Here is a 23241-nt window from a genome sequence, read left to right as displayed (position 1 = left end):
CACCAAGACTCGCCTAGCCTCGTGTGCTCGGCGAGTCGCCGCTGCGGCTGGTAAGGCTCCGCCATCGCTCGGTTCGTGCCAAATGCATCACATCGCCATATGGCCTTTTGACCTACACTTGCGCGACCTGGGTGCATTTGTCTGAAAAAGTGCGCAAAGTAGGGTGCGCTGGGTAATACTGGCCAGCGGCATCGCAAGAAGGATTTGGCGGAGAATCACATGAACGCGGCACCCAAACCATTGCTGACCGAAGCAGTGATGTTCTTTTCCGAGCGCGGGATAGGCAAGGAGATGCTTTATCCCGAGTTCGAGGCCCTGCTCGATGGGTTGATGGCCACTCCCGACTTTGCTGACGAGACGATGGAAGCGGTCTTCCTGCAGATCAACAACCGCCTGCAAATTCGCGCCGCCGTGTTCTTCACCCTGGATTTCGACGAAGATGGTTACGTCAACCGGTTGTGGAATCTGCCGCTTCGGAGCATAGCCGAGAAGGCTGGACGTGGGCCCGATATGGGTGGCGGACCGATACGGCTCGTATGCCTCGGGTTCACCAATCAGACACAGTACAAGCCGCATCTATGGAAGCCGGGGCAGCGCAACGGGCGCTCCGATCTGGTCTGGCTCAAGGAAGCGGTGCGCCGCAACGCGCTGGGCATTGTCGGCGAAGATGAGGAGGCCAGAGCACTGCTGGCGTCCGAGCGGCTGCAGGTCGCCGCGGAGGACGCCTGGTACGGCGGTGGCAACTCGATCGAGACGGTGCGTCTGGGCTCAGCTGAGGAATCTGAAGATGCCCCCGAGCCGGAAGCTGTGGCCGCGGAAGTGCAGCAGGAGCGAGAGGAATTTCAGCGCAAGGCTGCCTTGTACACCCGGCAGATTCAATCGCTTCAGGAGCAGCTGCGTGCCATGCAGTCAGCGCACCAAGCCGAACTCGAACGGTTGCGCGAAGAGCACACCGATCACCTTAAAGTGGCGCAGGGCGAGCTGATGGACATCAAGCAGGAACTGGCGTCTCAACAGAAAGCCAATGCCGCGCTCAAACGCGATCTGAGTCGTCTGCAGACACGGTCTTCGGTGGAGTAGCAAGGTCCGGCCAGCCGTCAGGCATGATCAGCATGCGTGCCACGTCGCATGAGTCGCGGCTGGCCTTGCGCACCAGCATCACCGGGCCGCGGGACAATGTCCCATCCCAATCCAGGACAGACTCAAAATTGTCCGCAGTCGGCGCCAGCCACTTTTTATGAGGCAGCGCAAACCACCCCTCGAACGAACTGTCGTTCAGCTCTCCTCGATAACGCCAGGTATGCCGACAGGGCGGAACATACGCCTGCTCCGCGGCCGGCATCGTTGAGTCTGCAGGATAGAACAAGCACCCCTGCAGCCACGCGCAGGACCTGTCGATACGAGGCAGCCCGGCAAGCAGCTCCGAGTAGCGAGTCGCCATGGGCAACTGGTGATTGATCAACCGATTGATCTTGATCGCCAGGCGATCCCGCGGGTCCGGCCCCCACCATGCGTGCTGCGAGCTTCGCCCTGCAGAGCCGCCGATGTCGGCGCGTCCGAGGTAGAACTTGATCGCCAATTCCAGGTGCGTTACCGCCCCGTCAGCTGTCTCTATGACCAGGTCGAGTTCGCCGACACTGCGTTGGGCCTGACGTATCGCCACGTTATGTGCGAGCACCTCGATATCCGGCGCGATGGTCAGCATGGCGCGCCAGAGCCGCTCGTAATAACTGCCCAATCGATAATCTTTGGACGGTCCGATCAGCTGCGCCAGTCGCACTGGATCGTTATCGAGCTGTCGGAGAGCGTAGAGCCGCTGTTCCGGGTCGCTGCGCCAGACGCTGCCGGCGAGCGGATCCAGTACGGACAAGGAGCCCGCTTCCATCAGCGGGGGAGCGTCGGCGATCCATGCCAGATCGCGGCAAATAGGGTGCAGTAACGGCGACAACGACATGCTAGGCCTAATTTGCCAGTATCGAGCTGGCTGCGGATAATCGGTGGGCTTCCGGGCAGTGTCCTGCATGTCCGGACTTCCGACAAGACGAGAAGAGAGACAGGTAATGGAGCAATTCCGCAACATCGGACTGATCGGACGCCTCGGTAGCGGCCGCGTGGTCGACACGCTCAAGCGTCTGAGGCGGTTCCTGGTGGACAGCGGCCACAGCGTGATCCTCGAAGATTCGGTAGCGGACCTGCTTCCCGGCCATCAGCTGCAAGTCTGTTCACGCAAGATGATGGGCGAAATCTGCGATCTGGTGATCGTGGTCGGTGGGGACGGCAGCCTGTTGGGCGCCGCCCGTGCACTATGCCGTTACAACGTGCCGGTTCTCGGCGTGAACCGGGGCGGCCTGGGCTTTCTTACCGATATCTCGCCGGACGAGCTGGAAAGTCGCGTCGGGGAAGTCCTGGCGGGACAGTATCTGGTGGAAAATCGCTTCCTGCTGGACGCTTTCGTACGTCGCGGGGACGAGCAACTGGGTACCAGCGAGGCGCTCAACGACGTCGTGCTGCACCCCGGCAAATCGGCACGAATGATTGAATTCGAACTCTATGTCGACGGTCAGATCGTTTATAGCCAGAAGTCGGATGGATTGATCGTCGCCACGCCGACAGGATCGACCGCTTATGCATTGTCCGCCGGCGGTCCGATCATGCACCCCAAGCTGGACGCCGTGGTGCTGGTTCCGATGTTTCCACATACCTTGTCGAGCCGGCCGATCGTCGTCGACGGTAATAGCGAGCTGAAGATCATCATTTCCAAACAGAGTGGTATCTATCCGCAGGTCAGCTGCGATGGCCAGGTACATATCGCCTGTGCACCGGGCGACAGCATCACGATTCGCAAGAAGCCGCAGAAACTGCGACTGCTGCATCCCCTGGATCACAACTTCTACGCAATCTGCCGAAGCAAGCTGGGATGGTCCAGCCGCCTCACGGAGTAACCGATGCCTCAGCGGGAACACCAGGGCTACGACATCATTGGCGACATTCATGGCTGCGCCAACACGCTGGCGCGGCTCCTCGAGCAGATGGGCTATCGGCGGGAGGAGGGTGTCTGGCGTCATCCGCAGCGCCAGGCCCTGTTTCTCGGCGACATCATCGACCGTGGCCCACGCATCCGCGAATCCCTGCACCTTGTCCACGATATGGTCGAAGCCGGCTTTGCCCGGTGCATCATGGGTAACCACGAATTCAATGCGCTGGGCTGGCATACACCGGGTCCGGCCGGCAGTGGTCGACAATACGTACGTGAGCACACCGACCGTCAGCTACGCCAGATAAGCGACACGCTGGGCCAGTTCGCCAACTGGCCGGACGAATGGGCCTACTTCGTCGAGTGGTTCCACAGCCTGCCATTGTTCCTCGACATGGGTGAGTTTCGCCTGGTACACGCCTGTTGGGATCATGGGTTGATCGACGCATTCAAACGGATGTACCCGGACGGCTGCATTGATGTCGACTTTATTCAGCAGTCCGTGTATCCCGGTAGCTTCGCTTACCAGGTTCAGGATCGATTGCTGCGCGGGACCGGCATGCCGCTGCCGCATGGCATGAAGATGACAGGTCGGGACGGCTTCACCCGCTCGTTCTTTCGCACCAAGTTTTGGGAAGAGGATCCGCAGACCTACGGCGACGTCCAGTTTCAGCCGGATCCGCTGCCGGAAGAGATTGCCGCACGGCCGCTTAGCGATTCGCAGAAGGCCGAGCTGATGCTTTACGGACCCGATGAACCTATCCTGTTCGTCGGCCATTACTGGCAGGAAGGACGGCCCCACCCGATTCGCCCCAACGTGGCGTGCCTGGACTACAGCGCGGTGAAATTCGGCAAGATGGTGGCCTATCGCTGGGACGGCGAATCGCGGCTTGATCGCGAACACTTTGTCTGGATCGACGTACCCCGCGGGGGATGAGGAAACGATGTACCGAGCGATGCAATGCCCGCTGGATGAAGATTTACGCAAGCTGACCCGTTTTCTGCGCCAACGGGGACTGGTTCACCGTATTACCGAGGAAGGTGGTCGTCAGGTCGTCTGGACGGTGGATGAGGCCGATGCGCAGGTAGTCAAGGCCATCTATGAACAGGGTGTGCCCGAGGCCGTCGAGCCGGCCAAGCCTGCCCGAACCTTGACGCCTACCAGCCCCGCGATGCTGCGCCGCGTTCCTCTGACCCTGGCGGTTCTGGTGATCACGGGGCTGGTCGCGCTCTGGACAGGGCTGGGCACCCGAGCCGACGCCATCATCCATCTTACGTTTACGCCCCTGGCGCCTACCGGATATCTGGCGGCGAACATCGATTTCGGCCAATGGTGGCGGTTGATCAGTCCTATCTTCCTGCACTTCGGCATGCTCCATCTGGCGTTCAACGGGCTCTGGTTCTGGGAGTTGGGCAGGCGCATCGAGCTATACTCCGGCAGCCTCTGGTTGTTGGGGCTGACCATATTGTTCGGGCTGACGTCGAATCTGGCGCAATGGCTGGTCAGCCCTGATGTGGTTTTCGGCGGTCTCTCGGGTGTGCTCTACGGCCTGCTGGGCTACTGCTGGATCTACCAGATGCTGGCGCCTAACGTATTCTTCGCTTTGCCCAAGGGCGTGGTGATACTCATGCTGGTGTGGCTGGCCCTCGGCGTCTCGGGCCTGATTACGCTGGCCGGCCTCGGAGCCATTGCCAACGCCGCGCATATCGGCGGACTCATCTCGGGCTGCATTGCCGGCGGCATCGCCGGAGCACTGCAGCGCGCTCGCTGAACGCGCTACAATAGCGCGGTCATCAAGCTCCGGAGGTCTCATGACCACATTCCTCGACATGCTGCGCAGCATCACCCCCGAGACGTACGCCACCTTCAAGACCGCGGTGGAACTGGGCAAGTGGCCGGACGGCCGCAAGCTGACCCAGGAGCAGAAGGAAACCTGTCTGCAGGCGATGATTGCCTGGGAACAGGAGAACCTGCCCGAGGAGGAGCGCACTGGCTACATGCCGCCGCAGCACTGCAAGTCGGAAGAAAAGACCATCCCCAATATTCTCTTCTCGACCGGTTCGGACACGCTGCACTGATGCTCTCGGCAAGCGGTACCCTGCGCAAGCTCAAGGGCGAACTGGGCGCAGGGAGCGAGGAGCCCGTACGTTACAGCCTGCCGCTTGGCGAGCAGGCGATTCCGCTCAACGAATGGATCGGCCGTACCGTTCGCCTGCACGCCTCTGGTGATATTCACTGCACGCATTGCAACAGACGCACGCGCAAGAGCTACAGCCAGGGCTACTGCTATCCGTGCTTCACTCGGTTGGCGCAGTGCGATCTGTGTATCGTCAGTCCGGAGCGCTGCCACTACGAGCACGGCACGTGCCGGGACCCGGTGTGGGGTGAGCAGTTCTGCATGACCGATCACATCGTCTATCTGGCCAACTCATCCGGGCTGAAAGTCGGCATCACCCGAGCCACTCAGTTGCCGACTCGCTGGATCGATCAGGGCGCGAGCCAGGGTTTGCCGATCATGCGGGTCCCGGCACGCCAACATTCAGGGCTGGTCGAGCATCTGCTGCGCCAGCAGGTGGCCGATAAAACCAACTGGCGCGCCATGTTGCAGGGCGAGCCGGAACCGGTTGATCTGGCCGAGCAGCGCGACGCAATTCTTGATCGCGCCCAGGAAGGGCTGCAGGCGCTGCATCAGCGATTCGGGATCCAGGCATTCCAGCCGCTGACCGGGGTCGCTACGCTGGATATCCGCTATCCGGTCCGCGAGTACAGTGCAAAGCCGAAGTCGGCGAATCTCGACAAGGAGCCGGTACTGGAGGGCACGCTTCTCGGCATCAAGGGTCAATATCTGTTACTCGATACCGCGGTGATCAATATCCGCAAATATACCGCCTACACTTTGAGCTTCAATGTGTTCTGAAGGCCCACCCGTACAGGATTCATCCATGCGCACCGAGCAACCGAAGACTATCCACCTGAAGGATTATCGAGAGCCTGATTATTGGATCGACGAGACGCACCTGACCTTCGAGCTGTTCGACGATCACGCACTCGTGCACAGCCGGATGTCGATACGGGTCAACCCGGGCGAAGCCGGCGACGGCCGTCCGGATCTGGTGCTTGACGGTCAGAACCTTGAGCTGATGTCCGTCGAACTTGATGACAAGCGGCTTGCCAGCGGCGATTTCCAGTTCGACGAAAATACCTTGTCACTGAAGCCTGAGCGAGACACTTTCGAGCTCGCCATCACTACGCGTATCAAGCCCCGTGAAAACACCGCGCTCGAAGGGCTTTATCAGTCCGGGTCGATGTTCTGCACCCAATGCGAGGCCGAGGGCTTCCGCAAGATCACCTATTACCTGGATCGCCCGGATGTCATGAGTCGGTTCACCACTACGGTGATTGCCGACAAGGGCGACTATCCGGTGTTGCTCTCCAACGGTAACCCCATCGCGCGTGGCGATCACGACGGCGGACGGCACTGGGTCACCTGGGAAGATCCGTTCCCCAAGCCCGCCTATCTGTTCGCGCTAGTGGCCGGCGATCTGTGTCTGATTCAGGACAGCTTTACCACCATGAGCGGTCGTACCATCGATCTGCGCATTTATGTGGAGCCGGACAACCGCGAACAGTGCGGACACGCCATGGACAGCCTCAAGCGTTCGATGCGCTGGGACGAAGAAGTCTATGGTCGAGAGTACGATCTGGATATTTTCATGATCGTCGCCGTGAACGACTTCAACATGGGCGCCATGGAAAACAAAGGCCTCAACGTCTTCAATTCGAGCTGCGTTCTGGCCCACCCGGAAACGGCGACTGACGCAGCATTTCAGCGCGTTGAAGCCGTGGTCGCCCACGAATATTTCCACAACTGGTCTGGAAATCGGGTCACCTGCCGCGACTGGTTCCAGCTGTCCCTCAAGGAAGGCTTTACCGTCTTCCGCGATGCGGAATTTTCGGCCGACATGAATTCCGCAACGGTCAAACGCATTGAGGACGTGAGCTTTCTGCGCGCCAACCAGTTTGCCGAGGACGCCGGTCCGATGGCCCATCCGGTGCGTCCGGACTCGTTCATCGAAATATCCAACTTCTACACCTTGACCGTGTACGAGAAGGGTGCCGAAGTGGTGCGCATGCTGCATACGCTGCTGGGCCCGGAAGGCTTCCGCAAGGGCACCGATCTGTATTTCGACCGTCACGACGGCCAGGCGGTGACCTGCGATGACTTCATCAAGGCACTGGAAGATGCCAACGGCGCGGATTTCACCCAGTTCAAACGCTGGTACAGTCAGGCTGGTACGCCGCGCCTGAACGCCGAAGGGCGCTGGGACGCTGCCACGGGTACCTTCAGTCTGCTGTTTCGCCAGTCGTGCCCGCCGACTCCGGGACAATCGGAGAAGCTGCCGTTCGTCATTCCGGTACGCATGGCACTGCTCGATGGTGAAGGCAACGAGATGCCGCTCAGGCTGGCGGGAGAAGACGGCGAGCGGGGCTCTGAAACGGTTCTGTCGATCACCGAGGCCGAGCAGCTTTTCACTTTCACTGATCTGAGTGAGGAGCCGTTGCCTTCGTTGCTTCGCGGGTTCTCAGCGCCGGTCAAACTCATCTATCCCTATCACCGCGACGACCGGGTATTCCTCGCCAAGAACGATCCGGACGGATTCAACCGCTGGGAAGCGGCTCAGAGCCTGGCGGTGGACGTACTGCAGGGGCTGGTCGAGATTCATGTCGCCGGCCGTCCGCTGATGATGGACCAGCGCCTGATCGATGTATATCGCACGGTACTCGGCGACGACAGCCTGGATCCTGCAATGGTCGCGGAGATCATCCGCCTGCCGTCCGAGGCCTACCTGGTCGAGCTCGCGGAGCAGGCTGATATCGACGCGATCCATATCGTTCGCGACTGGGTGCGTCACACGCTCGCAGTTACCCTGGAAGAGCAGCTTTGGTCCATCTACCGTCGCCTCGATGAGCGAATCCCTTACAGTGCCGAGGCCGTCCAGTTTGCGCGGCGCAGCCTGAAGAACACCGTGCTCGGCTATCTGATGCTGACCGAGTCGCAGGATGCGCTTTCGGCCTGCGTACGTCAGTTCGTCGAGGCGAACAACATGACCGACCGCCAGGCGGCGTTGGTCGCGTTGGTCAACTCGCCTTTCGATGATCAGAAACGCGCTGCGCTGACCGAGTTCGCCGAACGCTGGAAAGATTACCCGCTGGTCATGGACCAGTGGTTCAGCATCCAGGCCAGTGCCGCACAGCCTGGCGGGCTGGAGCGGGTCCAGGAGCTTATGGAGCATCCGGCATTCACCCTGCGCAACCCGAACAAGGTGCGTTCGCTGATCGGTGCGTTTGCCAGCCAGAATCTCATAAACTTTCACCGTTCAGACGGGGAAGGGTACCGGTTCCTGGCTGACCAGATCTTACTGCTCGACGGCACCAACCCGCAGATCGCCTCCAGGCTGATGACACCGCTGTCGCGCTGGCGCAAGTATGATCCCGCACGACAGAATCTGATGAAGCGGGAACTGTCGCGGATCATGGGCAAACCGGAGTTGTCGCCAGATGTATTCGAGGTAGTCAGTAAATCGCTCGCCTGATCCGGATACCCGCCTGCCCGGTGTCACCGGGCAGGCGGGTGCGACTTCGAGACACATTACGGGGTTCTTAACAAAAGATTACTCAAGCCTATTGGTGGAGCCGCCCGATTCAAATTACTATGGCTTGCCCTGACTCAGAGCAGGGCGCCATGATAATAACAATCGGGGGTTGGTATATGCGTGAGCCCAACATGCGGCGCGCTCAATCCTTTGCTCAGGCCAGCTCTGCCAGCCAGCCTCACAAAGGTCGCAAGCTTTCTGTTTCACTTCCACTTTTTCGAGTTTTAGGGATATCCACTGCGATAATCTGTGGATCGATGTCCCTGGCATTTGCGCAGGAAGCCGCCGACTCCCAGACTCGCCCGGCAGTCATGTCACTCGAGTCCAGCACTTCACTTCTCCTTGATTCTGCGCGGGCCGGCGATCGCCTGGTTGCCGTCGGAGTGCGCGGTCATATCGTGTACTCGGATGATCAGGGCGAGACCTGGATCCAGGCTAAAGTCCCGGTTCGCCAGCTACTTGCTGCAGTTCACTTCGTCGACGATCGCAACGGCTGGGCGGTGGGGCATGACTCGCTCATCCTGCATAGTTCCGATGCCGGCGAAACCTGGACTATCCAGCATCGCGACCCGGATCTCGCCGAGGCGCCGGATCCCGAAGCTGGCGGCCTGCTTGAAAAGCCATTGATGGACGTCTGGTTCCGCAACGCCGATGAAGGCTTCGCTGTCGGTGCCTATGGGCTGGCCCTGCGCACGCGTGACGGCGGTGCGACCTGGGAAGATATCAGCTTCGATATCGATAACCCGGACGGCATGCACTACAACGCCATCGCCGAAATCAAGGATGCAGGTCTGTTCCTGGTCGGCGAGATGGGCACCATGTATCGCTCTGCCGATATGGGCGACACCTGGGAAACTATTCAGGACCTGCCGTATGACGGCTCCTGGTTCGGCGTCTCGGGTACCGGCGAGGCCAATGGCGTACTTGCCTGGGGGCTACGGGGCAACCTGTTCCGCTCGGACGATTTCGGTAACAGCTGGCAGCAAGTCGAGCTGGCGACGCCGAACAGCGGTCCGCTCGAATCCACGCTTGCTGGTGGTGGGCTGACCGCCAACGGCAACATCGTCATCGTCGGTACCGGCGGTGTCACTGCCACCAGCGACGACGCTGGTCGGACGTTCGACGTGAACATTCGTCCCGATCGTGTCTCGCTGGCTTCCGCCACAATGACCGGTGATGGTCATCTCCTCTTGCTGGGCCAGCGCGGCGCGATCAAAACGCCTGCCAATGGCTCTTCAACCAACAATAACTAAGCGCCAGGAGACTCTGGATGTCACAGTTTGAGAACGAAGACGCTACTTTCATGGAGCGTCTGGTATTCAATAATCGCCTGTTCGTGGTGGTGGCGTTTACCGTCATTACGCTCGTTCTGGGTTACTTCGCGGCGCAGATTCGCCCCGATACCAGCTTTACCAAGATGATTCCCCTCGAGCATCCCTACATCGTCAACATGCTTGAGCATCAAGACGATCTGGCCAGTCTGGGTAACTCGATCCGTATCGCGGTGGAAATCAAGGAAGGCGACATTTTCACCACCGAGTACATGGAGACGCTCAAGCGGATCAATGACGAGGTGTTCTTCCTGCCTGGCGTGAACCGTTCCGGTCTCCGCTCGCTATGGACGCCGAACGTTCGCTGGACAGAGGTGACCGAGTACGGTTTCGATGGTGGCCCGGTAGCCAACCGGCCTGCCTATCTGAACGACGAAGATCTCGAAGAGCTGCGCGTCAACGTCCTCAAGTCGGGCGAGATCGGTCGTCTGGTCGCCAACAACTTCAAATCAACGATCATCGAGGTTCCGCTTCAGGAGTTCTATCCGAATCCCGAAGATCAGAGCGAGCTGTTGCGCCTGGACTACGGCGACTTCTCCCAGCAGCTGGAGGAAAAGATTCGCGACCAGTTCCAGAATGAAAACCCCAACATCGAAGTTCATATCGTCGGCTTCGCCAAGAAGGTCGGTGATCTGATCGAAGGCCTTACCGCGGTTGTGGCGTTCTTCGGTATCGCGTTTGTCATCACCTTTGTTCTGCTGTTCTGGTTCACCCGCTGCATTCGCAGTACCGTTGCGGTGTTGATGACTACGGTCATCGCGGTGATCTGGCAACTGGGTCTGATGCGTCTGGTCGGTTTCGGTCTGGACCCGTACTCGATGCTGGTGCCTTTCCTGATCTTCGCCATCGGTATTTCCCACGGCGTTCAGAAGATCAACGGTATCGCCCTGCAATCGAGTGACGCGGATACCGCGCTGCTCGCTGCTCGTCGCACCTTCCGTCAGCTGTTCCTGCCGGGCATGATCGCGATCCTTGCCGACGCGGTGGGCTTCATCACCTTGCTGGTCATCGACATTGGCGTGATTCACGAACTCGCGATCGGAGCCTCGATCGGTGTGGGCGTGATCGTGTTCACCAACCTGATCATGTTGCCGGTTACCATTTCCTACCTGGGCATCAGCAAGAAGGCCGTCGCACGCAGCAAGGAAGACGCGGTGCGCGACCACCCCTTCTGGCGCAAGATGGCTTACGTGGCTCACCCCAAGGTGGCACCGATCGTGGTTATCGTTGCGCTGGTAGCGGGCGTGGGTTGCTTCTTCTACCAGAAGGCGAACATTCAGGTTGGCGACCTTGATCCTGGTGCGCCTGAATTGCGCCCGGACTCGCGTTATAACCTGGACAACGACTTCATCATCCGCAACTACTCGACCAGCTCGGACATCCTGGTCGTCATGGTAGAAACGCCGCCGGAGATGTGTTCGTCCTACGAAACCATGGAAGCTATTGACCAGCTCGAGTGGCGCATGAACAACCTGCCGGGCGTTCAGTCAGCGGTATCGCTGGTGACCGTTGCCAAGCAAGTCATCATGGGCAACAACGAAGGCAACCTGAAGTGGCAGACCCTGTCGCGTAACCAGGACAACCTGAACAACGCGATCAGCCGTGCTCCGGATGGCATGTTCAACGCTTCCTGTTCGCTGGCTCCGGTGATGATCTACCTCAACGACCACAAGGCCGAGACGCTCAAGCGCGCCACTGCCGCAGTGGAGGATTTTGCCGAGGAGTACAACACCGAGAACCTCACCTTCAAGCTGGCTGCGGGTAATGCCGGTATCGAAGCGGCGACCAACGACGTGATCTCCAGCTCGGAATTGCTGATCCTTGCCCTGGTGTACATCTGGGTAGCGGTGATGTGTTACGCGACATTCCGTTCGCTCCCGGCAACCATCTGTATCGTTCTGCCGCTGGTACTGACATCGGTGTTGGGTAACGCGCTGATGGCTTTCCTGGGAATCGGCATGAAGGTAGCGACCCTGCCGGTCATCGCGCTGGGTGTGGGTGTGGGTGTGGACTACGGCATCTATATCTACAGTCGACTGGAGACGTTCCTGCGTCAGGGCATGCCGTTGCAGCCAGCCTACTACGAGACCCTGCGCTCGACTGGCCGTGCGGTTCTGTTCACAGGTCTGTGTCTGGCAATCGGCGTGGTGACATGGGTGTTCTCGGCGATCAAGTTCCAGGCTGACATGGGTCTCATGCTGACCTTCATGTTCCTGGTCAACATGATCGGCGCGCTGTTGCTGCTCCCGGCTCTGGCGCGTTTCCTGATCGATCCTGCCAAGGTTCGGGCGAAGGAAGCTTCCAAGCTTACTCACTGATCGGCACCATCAAAAAACCCCGCCTCGGCGGGGTTTTTTGTTTATTACAACAGCGTTTCAGCACTGTTTTTGCGACAGGTTTATCACTGTGCTGATTAACAAAAGATAACCCCCCTCCGGTTGGCCCCCCTGTTAATCGCCGCTAGTATTGATGGTCATGCCGTATTGCGGCTGTCTTATAAGAATAAGGGGGATGTCCTATGCGTATGCCCAACCAGCGGCGCGCCTTGTCCTTTGGCCCGGTTGACGGCGAGAGCCGTTCGGAAAAAGGTCGCACACTGTCACTCACTCGCCAGATCGCCGTAGCGCTAGGCCTGGCTGGCGCCATGATCTGTCTCCCGATGGGTGTCGCTCACGCCCAGGGCCCGCATGACGACACCCGCCCCGCGGTGATGTCGTTGAAGGCTGCTCAGACCCTGCTGCTTGACGTTGGCCGAGCTGGCGAGCGACTGGTTGCAGTCGGCGCCCGCGGTCACATCGTCTATTCCGACGACAAGGGCGATACCTGGATTCAGGCACCGGTGCCCACCCGTGCAATGCTCACGGCAGTGCATTTTGTCGATGATCAGCATGGCTGGGCTGTCGGGCATGATTCCCTAATCCTGCACACCAGCGATGCCGGCGAAACCTGGGAAATCCAGTACCGGGATCCGGAACTGGAAGAGGAAATCGACCCCGAGGGTCCGGGCCTGCTCGAAAAGCCGTTGATGGATGTCTGGTTCCGTGACGTCAATACCGGCTTCGCCTTTGGCGCTTACGGCCTTGCCCTGCGCACCGACGACGGCGGCCAGACCTGGAACGACATTACCTACGATATCGACAATGAGAACGGCTTCCACTACAACGCCGTAACGCCTGTGGGCGACCAGGGCCTGTTCCTGGTGGGGGAAATGGGCACCATGTACCGCTCGCGTGATCTCGGCGACACCTGGGAAACCATCGAGGAAATGCCCTACGACGGTTCGCTGTTCGGGGCTACCGGGATTGGCGAAGAGAACGTGGTGCTGGTATGGGGGCTGCGAGGGAACATGCTTCGCACCGAGGACTTCGGTGACAGCTGGGAAGAGATCGAACTGGACACTCCGCATAACGGACCGCTCGAGGCCACGCTGTTCGGGGGCAACGCGACCGATGACGGCAAGATTGTCGTGGTCGGCGCCGGTGGGGCAGTGGTGACCAGCGAGGACCGGGGCCGTACGTTCCAGGTCGCTTTCCGTCCGGATCGTTCGACGCTGGCGAATGGCAAGGTATTGGAGAGTGGCCAGGTTCTGCTCGTGGGTCAGCGTGGCGCGATCAAGGCCGGCCCCAACGGCTTGCCAGCACAACTATAAGAATTCTGGAGATTCTGGATGTCCAAACAACACGAAGCCGCTCCGTTTATCGAGCGGCTGATCTTCAAGAATCGTATCGTCGTCTTGCTGATCTTCGCGCTGCTTACGGTCTTCTTCGGGTACCAGGCAGCGCAGGTCAGACCCGATACCAGCTTCGAGAAGATGATCCCTCTGAAGCATCCCTACATCGTCAATATGCTCGAGCACCAGAACGATCTGGCGAATCTGGGCAACTCCATCCGCATCGCAGTGGCGATTGAAGATGGAGATATCTTCTCCACCGAGTACATGGAAACCCTCAAGCGCATCAATGACGAGGTGTTCTTCCTTCCCGGCGTAGACCGCTCCAACCTTCGGTCGCTGTGGACGCCCAACGTCCGCTGGACCGAGGTGACCGAGTACGGCTTCGATGGCGGCCCGGTTGCCAATCGACCGGCATACGTCACCGAGGACGATCTGGAGCAGCTGCGCGACAACGTACTCAAGTCCGGCGAGATTGGTCGTCTGGTTGCGAACAACTTCAAGTCGACGATCATTGAAGTGCCGTTGCAGGAGTCCTATCCAAACCCGGACAACCAGAGCGAGCAGATTCAGCTGGACTACGGTGAGTTTTCCCGTCAGCTCGAAGAGCAGATCCGTAGCGAGTTTCAGGCAGAAAACCCGAACATCAGCATTCATATCGTCGGCTTTGCCAAGAAGGTCGGTGATCTGATCGAGGGCATCATCAAGGTATTGATGTTCTTCGGTGCGGCCCTGCTGATTACCTTCGTCCTGCTACTGATCTTCACCCGTTGCCTGAAAAGCTCAATCACCACCTTGGTCTGCTCGGTGATTGCTGTGGTCTGGCAGCTCGGCTTGCTGCGCACGCTGGGTTTCGGTCTGGACCCGTACTCCATCCTGGTGCCGTTCCTGGTTTTCGCCATCGGTATTTCGCACGGCGTTCAGATCATCAATGGCATGGCCATCGAATACGCGACTGCCGAAGACGCCAACACCGCGGCGCGCCGTGCCTTCCGGGCGTTGTACATCCCGGGTATCGTTGCGCTGATCTCCGACGCGGTCGGCTTCGTCACGCTGTTGCTGATCGAGATCGAGGTCATCCGCGAGCTCGGTATCGCCGCATCCATCGGTGTCGGTGTCATCATTCTCACCAACCTGATGCTACTGCCGATCCTGATGTCCTACATCGGCATGAGCAAGCGGGCCGTGGAACGCAATCGCGTCCTTGCCAGCCGCCCACAGCGTCTGTGGCTGGGCATCGCGAAGTTTGCGCACCCGACCGTGGCGCCGATTTCCGTGGTGCTGGCGATTCTGGCCTTCGCCTTCGGTATCTACCATGGCAGGAACGTGGCGATCGGTGACCTGGATCCCGGCGCGCCGGAGCTCCGTCCGGATTCACGGTACAACCTGGACAATGACTTCATCATTTCCAACTATTCCACCAGTTCGGATGTGTTGGTGGTCATGGTGTCCACGCCGCCGGAACAGTGCTCGGCCTACGAGACCATGGAAGCGATCGACCAGCTCGAGTGGCGCATGGTGAACCTGCCTGGGGTGCAGTCAGCGGTATCGATGGTCACCGTTGCCAAGCAGGTCATCATGGGTAACAACGAAGGCAGCCTGAAGTGGCAGACGCTATCGCGTAACCAGGACAACCTGAACAACGCGATCAGTCGAGCCCCGCAAGGTCTGTTCAATGCGTCCTGCTCGCTGGCTCCGGTAATGCTGTACCTCAATGACCACAAGGCCGAAACGCTGGAGCGCGTCACCTCGGCGGTCGAAGCGTTTGCCGAAGAGCACAACACCGAAAACCTGGAGTTCAAGCTTGCTGCAGGTAATGCCGGTATCGAAGCGGCTACCAATGCGGTGATCGAGAAGTCGCAGACCAAGATGCTGCTTACGGTCTATGCCGTGGTCATCTTCATGTGCCTGCTGACCTTCCGCTCGATCCGCGCGGTGCTCTGCATCATCGTTCCGCTGGCACTCACATCGGTGCTGGCGAATGCTCTGATGGCCTTCCTCGGTATTGGGGTGAAGGTGGCAACGCTGCCGGTAATCGCCCTTGGGGTAGGTATCGGGGTCGACTACGGGATTTATATTTACAGTCGTCTGGAGAGCTATCTGCGTCAGGGTCTGCCGTTGCAGGAAGCCTATTACGAAACGCTGAAAACCACCGGTAAGGCGGTGACCTTCACTGGCTTCACTCTGGCGATCGGTGTCGCGACCTGGATTTTCTCGGCGATCAAGTTCCAGGCCGATATGGGTATCTTGCTGACCTTCATGTTCCTCTGGAACATGTTCGGAGCCCTGTGGTTGCTGCCGGCACTGGCACGCTTCCTCATCCGGCCCGAGAAGCTGCGCGAGTAAGCTCGGCGCACACGAAAAAGCCGCTCCAGATGGAGCGGCTTTTTTGTTTCTGCTTCCGTTCGATCAGCCTTCCAATCCGGAGATCAGAAGGCTGGGTGCCTTATGGAAGGCGGCTGCGTACTGCGCCGGAGACTTTTCCAGCCTGGTGCGAAAGACGCGCTCCCTGGCCAAGCGCTGCCAGTTTCAAGCCGGTGCCGAACAGACCGCCACGGCGATGCGTTTTGCGCATACGCGGCATGTGTACATGCTTCATGTTTTTCGAACCCTTGAGTCCGGCCATGGCGCCCAGCGCAGGCATGCCTTTGCTTGACTTCATGCGCTTGCTGCCGATGAGTGAGGCGATGAGCGCAATGGCGCCTACCGCGATCAGAGCCGTCGCTACCGGGTGCTGCGTAGCGCGGGTGTACAAGCTTGTCTGTTTCACGTGTCCGGGATACTGGCCGGATGCCTGCCCGTCTTGAACGGTTCCTACGTCAGAATTATGCAAGGTGCCTCCTCGATGCTTGTCTGGTCGTCCGCTTTGGACGATGTCGTAAATGAAGGTGCGGCTCATAAGGTCGGCCAGGCGAGGGGTCACCTGGGCCATGCGCGTGAACATCTTCGAGTTGCCGATGTACACGTCACGCTGCGGGTGCACCGCAGCATGTAAGATTGCCTGAGCTACAACATCGGGGCTGTAGACCGGCGGCGGGAACGACGGCGCCGAAGGCAGGTAGCTCTTGGCGTGGTCGTTGAACATCGTATTGATCGCTGGCGGCCGTACCAGCGTCACCGAGACCGGCGAGCCGGATTGTTCAAGCTCGACGCGTAGCACATCGGTCATGGCTTTCACCGCATGCTTGCTTGCGCTGTAGCTCGAATGAAAGGGCATCGCAGCTGCCGATTCGACGCTGCCGATATTGATGATGGCGCCACCCTTGTCGCGCAGGTGGCGAGCCGCGATGTTCGAGCCGTACATGGTCCCGAAGAAGTTGGTCTGCATGACCTTCTCGTGATCCTCGTCGCTGACCTCGTCCAGGCGACCCCATACCGAACTGCCGGCGTTGTTGATCCAGGTGTCGAAACCGCCGAACTGGGTGATGGTCTGGCTGGCGACGCGTTCAAGATCTTCGCGCTTGCCAACATCGCCAACCAGGTGCTTGACCGTGTCACCTGCGTCCAGCTCACGTTCGATCTCTTTCAAGGCTTCTTCGTTGCGTGCAACGAGCACCAGCCGGGCGCCGGCTTTGGCCGCCATGCGAGCGGTGGCGAGCCCGATACCGCTGGACGCCCCGGTGATGACGATGACCTGTTCATGAAGAGGTTTGAGTTTCACGTTCATTGGACCTCCTTGCTGCGCCGGCGTGGCCGACGATTGGTGGGCTTCCTCAATAGAAGTCACCAAGCAGCAAGGGGTTCCATCTGTAGGATGAGCGGTAGCAGGGGAGTCAGCGACCTCAGACGTCCGGGTACAGGCCGCCAAGCTGCTCCGGTTGGAATTCGCTGGCCCGTTTGCGGCTCTGAACGACCATTCGCACGGCTCGCCATAGTGGCTTGCCACGCCACGGCGTCTCCAGCTGGCCGAACAGGCAGGCGTTCAGATCATCCAGCGCATCGGCCAGCTCGGGATACTGGTGGGTCAATCCGATCAGCCCCTCGCCATGCTGTTGGCGAGCCCATACCTCAAGCGCCTTGCGTGCCTCGGCCGGATGGTTTGCTCGGCAGGCGGCCTGAAGATCGCCCAGAGGATTGTCCGGCACGTTTTCGTCCAGACTTTCTTCCTCTTCCGGTAGGTGCAGCTGATACAGACGGCGCTGAGCGCGGTAGAGCAGAGTCAGCGCGCCCACCAGCCCCAGACTGAGCAGCAGGCAAGCTAGCTGCCATGGCCAGATAAGCGGCGGGGATGCGTTCTCCTGTACCGCCACTGCAGGTTCGGTTGCGCCTTCGGTCGCATAGCTGTCGTCACTTCGAACGTTCAGAACGACCGGTTCCAGGCGGGAGGTCCGCAAGCGATCCTGTGTCGTGTCCCACCAGTGCAACTCGAGGGCGGGGAGCGCAAAAGTGCCGTCCTGCTGGGCTACCAGCGCCGAGCTGTCCTGTCGTTTGCCGCGGATGCCGATGTCGCGGACCTGGTTGTCCAGCCGAGGCTGGTCGGCGTATTGCCGCAGGTTCCGGTCCGCGCCGCTGAGCACGCTTTGCAGCGTAGGTAACTGGCTGGCTGTCAGCCCCTCGGCTTCCACGGTGAGTGTGCGGGTAAGCGGCTCGCCTGCGAGCAGATCTACCCCGGGATCGGGTTGCCATTGCTGAGTCAGCGCAAGATCCCTGGCCGGGAGCCAGGGCGCACCACGGGGATAGGCGTCCGGAACCGGACGGACAGTAAGCATGATGCTCGGCGAGCGTACCTGGACCACCTTGCCGGTGCGGGCCGAGAATCGCTCGTCGGGATTGCGCGGCTGCAGAATGGTGGCGCTGAACAGCTGCGAAGGTATTTCCAGCGAACCGCTCTGCTGGGCGAAGATCGCGTAGCGTACTTCAATGACGCCGTGGCGAACGCCGTTGATCTGTCGCTCGTAATGGCGCGGCGGGCCCAGGCTTTCGACGCGTGCCTGGGGGATGCTCAACCCGCTGAGTGTCGAGTCGTCGTACAGCGATACCGAATGGTATACCCGCAATGTCAGCAGTACCTGCGCCTGGACATAGGGGTTTTCGACGTCCACTTCGCTGTCGATGAACACCGGCGCGATGTCGGCAACCGGATCGCGTGCCGCCTCGGAGGCTGACAGCACCCGCAGGCTGATCGGCTCGCTCAAGGTGGTGCCCAGAGCTACCGGGGGCACGACGACGAAGCCGGTGCGTTTCGGCATCAACGTGAGGATCCAGCGGGTAACCGGCTGAGTCTTGCCTTCGGCCTCGACCATCATGCTCAGCTGTCGACTGTTGCGTATCTCGAAAAGCTCTTTCAGCACGCTGAAATCAGGCTGGCTGAAACGATTGGCCGTGGCGCTCTCGAGGGTCAGTTCCAGAGTTTCGCCTTCGGTCAGGCGCGTCCGGTCGACGCTCGCCTCGAAGGCGGCATGGGAGACGAGAGGCAGTATCGCCAGCAGCCAGGAAATGATCCATCGTGTCATGGTTGTGATCCTTGCTGTTGCTGCAGGTGCTGATAGAGAAACTTTCGCCGAAGCAGCTCGGCGGGGTTATCGGGAATGTCTTCAAGCCATTGGCGCAGCGCCTGGGCCTGTTCGGCCTGGCGTGCGGCAGCGACCGGGTCGCTGCCCGGCGTCGCAGTCTCTCCCGCTCCGGCAGCGGTCGCCGGGCCGCTGCCGGCATTGCTGGACGCTGCCGCGGACAGGTCGGACGCAGCGCTCGGTGCAGGATCAGCCGGTGGTCCTTCGCTGCTCGCGGCGGGATCCTCGGAAGCTCGCTGGGTCTGGTTTCCCTCATCCTCGCCTGACTGCTGCTCCTGCTCCTCGTCTTCAGTCGAATCCTGACCCTCGGATCGCTGCGCGTCTGTGCCGTTCTCCGCGGATTGTTCGCGCAATTGTTCCAGCCAGGCCTCGACACGGCTACGGTTATGCCGCGCGGCTTCGTGGTCCGGATCACGGGTCAGAGCTTGTTCGAAGGCTTCCAACGCATCTTCGTAGCGTCCGGCCATCGCCAGAGCCGTGCCGTAGTGAAAATGACCGTTTGGGTCGTCCGGATCGCGTGCGATGACTTCTGCATAGGCCGCCGCCGCTGCGGGATAACGTCGCGCCTGATAGAGCGCCCACCCTCGCCACGCCGGATCCTCGAACTGTTTCGCCGCCTCAACCGGTCGCTGTTGCTCGAGCAGCGCTGCGCCCCGCTGATCGGGACGCTTCCACCAGTCGACCCATGCGGCTTCGGCAGGGAAGGGCACAAGGCTAGCCAGCAGCAGCACGCCCAGCCAGCCGCGCCGCGCTCCCAGCGCAGCCAGCGGGAGCAAGAGCAACAGCAGCCAGTGACCCTGGTCTTGCAATGTCATTTGCGGCTCTTGACCACCCCGAACGGATGACTGCCCGAAACGCAGCAACTGATCAAGATCGGCGTCGGAGGTGGTGACCGCATGGAACGCCGAGCCGTGTCGCCGAGCGATGGCAGCCAGTGCCTTGCTATCCAGTCGGGGGACGAGAATCCGTCCTGCGGAATCGCGCAGGAAACCGCCGTCGGCGCTGGGCACCGGAGCGCCCGCCTGAGTCCCGATGCCGAGGATCGCCAACTGGGGGCCCAGTTCTGCTGCATGCCGCTCGAGAGCTTCGAGTTGCTCGGGTTCGCTGCTGCTGATCACCAGCAGTATTTGCGAACTCGCCGGTGGCAGCTCATCGATCATGTCCCTGGCGAGCTCAAGCGCGGCGCCGAGACTGTTGCCTTCGACAGGCATGATATCGGGTTCGAGGGCTCCGAGGAGATTGATCAGCGTAGCCCTGTCATGACTCAGCGGCGTGACGCGGTGCGCGCTGCCGGCGTAGGCTACCAAGCCCAGCTGGTGATCGGCGGCCAGGCGCATCACATCGTGGACCTTGTGTCGGGCGCGCTGCAGACGGTTAGGAGCGACGTCGGTAGCGAGCACACTCGGCGTGACATCCATGACAACCACCACCGCGGCCTGATTGGGTGAGTTCGTGTCGAGCGGCACGGACCAGGACGGGCCGGCCAACGCAATGATCGCCAGGAGCCAGGCGCCAGCAAGCAGGAGATAGCGAGCCCGGGGCCGGCTAGCCGAATGGCGTTCCAACAAAAGTGGCTGCATGGCGGCGGGCAACAGTGCTTCCCAGCCGGAACGGCGTTGCGCGCGCTGGTAGAGCAACCAGCACAGGGCCAGAGCAGGGAGCACCGCCAGCAGCCAGGCCGGCCGGGCAAACGCGAGGGCGAATGACTCAGAACCCATCGCGACCCCCATGCCACCCGGCAAGCCCCAGACTCAACAGCAATGCAAGCCCCAGCGGCCAGGGATACAGCGGCGTGGCTGCGCGGATCGGTGCGCCGTCATGGAGTGCCGGTTCGAGACCGTCCATGGCGGCGTGTATGTCTTCAAGATCCTGTGTATTCCGGGCGCGGAAATATTCGGCACCGGTGACGAGCGCGATTTCCTTGAGCGTGCCTTCATCGAGCTCCACCGATGGGTCAATCTCGAAGTCCAGCAGTCCGTTCGCCGTCTGCCCAGTCATGCGTTCGGCTCCGACGCCGATGGTGAATATGCGAATCTGCTCTTCAGCGGCCAGCCGCGCCGCCTGGGTCGGAGCCAGTCTACCTGCGGTGTTGGCCCCGTCCGTAATCAGGATGACTACGCGGTTGGTCGCTGGTTGATCGGTAAGACGTTTGATGGCCAGTCCCAGCGCATCACCGATTGCTGTTTCGCGGCCGGCCAAACCGATGAACGACTCGTCCAGCCATTCACCTACCGCATCGCGGTCGAGCGTAAGCGGCGCCTGTACGTACGCATTCGAACCGAACAGAATCAGGCCGATCCGATCGCCGTGACGGCGCTCAATGAAATCGCCGAGGAAATGTTTGAGTACGGTGAGACGGTCAGTCTCTTCGCCGTCCAACTGCATGTCCCGGTACTCCATGCTGCCGGACAGGTCGACTGCGAGCATCAGATCCCGCCCGCTGGTAGGGACAGACACCGGCTCGCCGAGCCATTCGGGCCGTGCCGCCGCCAGGACCAACAGCACCCATAGATACAGCGCGAAACGCGGAAAGCGCGAGCCGCGGCCGGCGGCAGTCGGGGAGGGGGGGATCTGCTGCAGGCGTCCGAGAAAGCCTACCCGCAACGCGGCGCTGCGCCGCGCATCCGCAGGCAGCCAGCGCCGAAACAGCCATGGCAACGGCAGCAGGAGAAAGACAGCCGGCCAGTGGAAGTCAAACATGTTGCTGACGCATCCAACGCTGTAGTTCCAGAACCAGTGCCTTGCGCTGGGACTGGGTCAGATGCGCGCTGGGGCGATACAACTCACCAGCCAGCGGCTGCAACGCTCCACGCTGCACGCGTGGGCAACTTTCACACAGAAAATCCAGCCATGGCTCACCGTATAGCCGGGTAGCTTCTTCCCGGCCGCGCGCCTTGAGAACACGTTTGATCAGCGTGTTGTGGGCGGCCAGCCATTCACGATCGCCCAACTGCGGATCGATACGTGCCAGGGCCTGCTGGGCCTGGGTGCGCTGCTCGCGGCGCCTGCGAACAGCCCGGACCAACAGCGGAGCGCTCATACATAGCAATAGCCCGAATGCGATCAACAGCCACCAGCCCGGCGCCAGTGGCCACCAGGATATCGGGGGCGGGGCAGCAGGATGCAGCAACTGCTGCGCCAGTGTTTCGTTCATCGCCGCCTCGCAGCAGTGCCGGCGAGCATGCTGCGAAGCTGCTCCACAGGAGCCTGGGTCGTATCCAGCGGATTCAGCGTACAGCGCATTCGGTTGGCCAGGTGCTGCCAGGCCGTCTGGCGATCGAGAAATTGCGCATGGTAGGCGGCACGCACGGCGTGGTCATCGGTGTCGATGGTCATTTCTCGGCCATCCTGAACAAAAGCCAGCGGGCCATGCTGCGGCAGCTCCGCGTCCAGCGGGTCGTGTACCGGTAGCAGGATCAGATCGTTGTGTGCGGCGAGCGGCGCCAGCAGGCTTTGCTGCATCAGATCCACGGCGGAATGGTCGCAAAGCAGATAGAGGATGCTCCCCGGCCGGATGATTTCCCGGCTATGTCGTAGTGCCAGGTTGAGCGGCTCGTTAGGCTCCTCGCCCGTCTCGGCCAGTCCGGGGCTGGCGAGGGCGTTCGCCTCCAGCAGCAGTCGAAACAGCTGAAGAATGGCACCGCGACTGCGACGCGGACGCACCTCATGGCAGCTGTCCGGCGCGAAGACCATGCCACCAACGCGATCGTTGTGGCAGAGCGCGGTCCAGGCAATCAGCGCACAGGCTTCGGCAGCCAGTGCGGTCTTGAAATAGCGTTGGCTGCCAAAACAGAGCCGGCTGCTCTGCTCGCAGATGATGAACACCGGACGCTCGCGTTCTTCATTGAAGACCTTGGTGTGTACCTTCTGGCTTCGCGCTGTCACTCGCCAGTCGATGTTGCGGATGTCGTCGCCGGGCTGGTACGCACGCACCTGATCGAAATCCACTCCCCGCCCACGCAGCCGCGAGTACTGTCGCCCGGCCTGTCGACTGGTCCGCATCGGACGGCTGAACAATGGCAACTGCTGACAGTGCTGGCGAGCGCCGAGCAGTGATTCCAGTGTCACGTCAGTGATTACGCCGGACGATTCGAGGGGCAT

At 60.6% G+C, this 23241-nt stretch carries 18 protein-coding genes; 11 read left to right on the top strand and 7 right to left on the bottom strand.

From position 1 onward, the window contains the following. The first annotated feature begins 219 nt into the window (after positions 1–219). Positions 220–1080 carry an MICOS complex subunit MIC60 gene (locus BLT85_RS07590; RefSeq protein ID WP_093392774.1) on the top strand — a complete coding sequence of 287 codons (861 nt, stop codon included), beginning with the start codon at positions 220–222 and terminating at the stop codon, positions 1078–1080. Here BLT85_RS07590 and BLT85_RS07585 read toward each other — a convergent pair. Continuing rightward, the gene (locus BLT85_RS07585) at positions 1034–1870 is read right to left on the bottom strand and encodes a DUF1853 family protein (RefSeq protein WP_231701563.1); all 837 of its coding nucleotides are present in this window, start codon (positions 1868–1870) and stop codon (positions 1034–1036) included. The two genes, BLT85_RS07590 and BLT85_RS07585, sit on opposite strands and share 47 nt — an antisense overlap. A gap of 190 nt (positions 1871–2060) precedes the next feature. On the opposite strand from BLT85_RS07585, the gene BLT85_RS07580 reads away from it, so the two are divergent. The 10 genes from BLT85_RS07580 (at position 2061) to BLT85_RS07535 (ending at position 15976) form a co-directional block, all read left to right on the top strand. Then, complete coding sequence (locus tag BLT85_RS07580; protein ID WP_093392769.1) at positions 2061–2942, top strand: NAD(+) kinase; 882 nt, start codon at positions 2061–2063, stop codon at positions 2940–2942. 3 nt (positions 2943–2945) lie between these two features. Continuing rightward, positions 2946–3911, top strand: coding sequence for a metallophosphoesterase (locus BLT85_RS07575; protein ID WP_093392767.1), 966 nt, complete (start codon positions 2946–2948; stop codon positions 3909–3911). Positions 3912–3918: 7 nt separating this feature from the next. Then, positions 3919–4746 (top strand): rhomboid family intramembrane serine protease, encoded by an 828-nt coding sequence (locus BLT85_RS07570; protein ID WP_231701562.1) that lies wholly within the window; start codon positions 3919–3921, stop codon positions 4744–4746. A 40-nt stretch (positions 4747–4786) separates the two neighbouring features. Beyond that, positions 4787–5053 (top strand): YeaC family protein, encoded by a 267-nt coding sequence (locus tag BLT85_RS07565; RefSeq protein ID WP_093392764.1) that lies wholly within the window; start codon positions 4787–4789, stop codon positions 5051–5053. Next, positions 5053–5892: a DUF2797 domain-containing protein gene (locus BLT85_RS07560; RefSeq protein WP_093392761.1), complete on the top strand. Its 840-nt coding sequence runs from the start codon at positions 5053–5055 to the stop codon at positions 5890–5892. The genes BLT85_RS07565 and BLT85_RS07560 overlap by 1 nt, the downstream gene beginning before the upstream one ends. A gap of 25 nt (positions 5893–5917) precedes the next feature. After that, positions 5918–8569, top strand: coding sequence for an aminopeptidase N (gene pepN, locus BLT85_RS07555; protein ID WP_093392758.1), 2652 nt, complete (start codon positions 5918–5920; stop codon positions 8567–8569). Positions 8570–8745: 176 nt separating this feature from the next. Next, positions 8746–9882, top strand: a complete 1137-nt coding sequence (locus BLT85_RS07550; protein ID WP_093392755.1) for a YCF48-related protein — start codon at positions 8746–8748, stop codon at positions 9880–9882. Positions 9883–9899: 17 nt separating this feature from the next. Next, on the top strand, positions 9900–12278 hold the full coding sequence (locus BLT85_RS07545) for an efflux RND transporter permease subunit (protein WP_093392752.1): 2379 nt from the start codon (positions 9900–9902) through the stop codon (positions 12276–12278). 200 nt (positions 12279–12478) lie between these two features. Continuing rightward, positions 12479–13609, top strand: a complete 1131-nt coding sequence (locus BLT85_RS07540; protein ID WP_231701560.1) for a WD40/YVTN/BNR-like repeat-containing protein — start codon at positions 12479–12481, stop codon at positions 13607–13609. A gap of 18 nt (positions 13610–13627) precedes the next feature. Further along, complete coding sequence (locus BLT85_RS07535; protein ID WP_093392749.1) at positions 13628–15976, top strand: efflux RND transporter permease subunit; 2349 nt, start codon at positions 13628–13630, stop codon at positions 15974–15976. Between the two features lie 100 nt (positions 15977–16076). Here BLT85_RS07535 and BLT85_RS07530 read toward each other — a convergent pair whose 3' ends face one another. From BLT85_RS07530 to BLT85_RS07505, 6 genes are all read right to left on the bottom strand, one after another. Then, the gene (locus tag BLT85_RS07530) at positions 16077–17297 is read right to left on the bottom strand and encodes an SDR family oxidoreductase (RefSeq protein WP_093392746.1); all 1221 of its coding nucleotides are present in this window, start codon (positions 17295–17297) and stop codon (positions 16077–16079) included. A 115-nt stretch (positions 17298–17412) separates the two neighbouring features. Then, the gene (locus BLT85_RS07525; protein WP_093392743.1) at positions 17413–19083 is read right to left on the bottom strand and encodes a BatD family protein; all 1671 of its coding nucleotides are present in this window, start codon (positions 19081–19083) and stop codon (positions 17413–17415) included. After that, on the bottom strand, positions 19080–20858 hold the full coding sequence (locus BLT85_RS07520) for a VWA domain-containing protein (RefSeq protein WP_231701559.1): 1779 nt from the start codon (positions 20856–20858) through the stop codon (positions 19080–19082). Before BLT85_RS07520 ends, BLT85_RS07525 begins: the two co-directional genes overlap by 4 nt. Beyond that, entirely contained in the window at positions 20848–21840 is a 993-nt protein-coding gene (locus BLT85_RS07515) for a VWA domain-containing protein (RefSeq protein ID WP_231701558.1), read from the bottom strand. Before BLT85_RS07515 ends, BLT85_RS07520 begins: the two co-directional genes overlap by 11 nt. After that, positions 21833–22294: a DUF4381 domain-containing protein gene (locus BLT85_RS07510; RefSeq protein WP_093392738.1), complete on the bottom strand. Its 462-nt coding sequence runs from the start codon at positions 22292–22294 to the stop codon at positions 21833–21835. Before BLT85_RS07510 ends, BLT85_RS07515 begins: the two co-directional genes overlap by 8 nt. After that, positions 22291–23241, bottom strand: a complete 951-nt coding sequence (locus tag BLT85_RS07505; protein ID WP_093392736.1) for a DUF58 domain-containing protein — start codon at positions 23239–23241, stop codon at positions 22291–22293. Before BLT85_RS07505 ends, BLT85_RS07510 begins: the two co-directional genes overlap by 4 nt.

This window comes from Halopseudomonas xinjiangensis, from assembly GCF_900104945.1.
Taxonomy (GTDB): Bacteria; Pseudomonadota; Gammaproteobacteria; order Pseudomonadales; family Pseudomonadaceae; genus Halopseudomonas; species Halopseudomonas xinjiangensis.
This window is presented reverse-complemented; position numbering and strand designations above follow the sequence as displayed.